General features: G+C 58.1%; 1 protein-coding gene and 1 pseudogene. Both read left to right on the top strand.

The features are described 5' to 3' along the window. Positions 1-144, top strand: a complete 144-nt coding sequence (locus GTGU_RS25235; protein ID WP_084222856.1) for a DUF2730 family protein — start codon at positions 1-3, stop codon at positions 142-144. 11 nt (positions 145-155) lie between these two features. Then, positions 156-442: pseudogene (locus GTGU_RS23645) on the top strand (VpaChn25_0724 family phage protein). The last annotated feature ends 4 nt before the right edge of the window (positions 443-446 follow it).

The following is a 446-nucleotide window of genomic DNA, read 5'->3' on the forward strand; positions in this document are numbered from 1 at the left end:
ATGCCGACCCGGCAGGAGCTGCACAGTCTCCAGCTTGACATGAGCAACCTGCGTGGCGAGATACGCGAATTCTCCGGCACGCTCAGGCAGGCAGCCCGCATCAGCGATCTGCTGCTGGAAAATGAACTGAAAGACAAGAATTAAGAGGTATGAGCATGCGCGAAATTCTCGACAGCGATCAGCGTCTGGTTATTCTGCGTCCCTGATGGAGTGTGGTGACAGCGCGAACGAATCCATTTTACAGACCTGTCTCCAGACCTACGGCCACCGGGTTTCCCGTGACAGCGTACGCACGCATCTGGCATGGCTGCGTGAACAGGGGCTGGTCAGCCTTTCGGATGTGTCAGGGTGTTACGTTGCCGCCGTCACCGGTCGCGGTGAAGATGTGGCGCTGGGGCTGGCGTCTGTGCCAGGCGTAAAAAAACCACGTGCGCGGGAGTAGCTAT

Origin of the sequence: Trabulsiella guamensis ATCC 49490 (assembly GCF_000734965.1) — a bacterium.
In the GTDB taxonomy this organism is placed as follows: domain Bacteria; phylum Pseudomonadota; class Gammaproteobacteria; order Enterobacterales; family Enterobacteriaceae; genus Trabulsiella; species Trabulsiella guamensis.

Excerpts from the sequence above, each read along its gene's own strand:
- GTGU_RS25235 (WP_084222856.1), top strand. The coding sequence starts at position 1 with ATGCCGACCCGGCAGGAGCTGCACAGTCTCCAGCTTGACATGAGCAAC.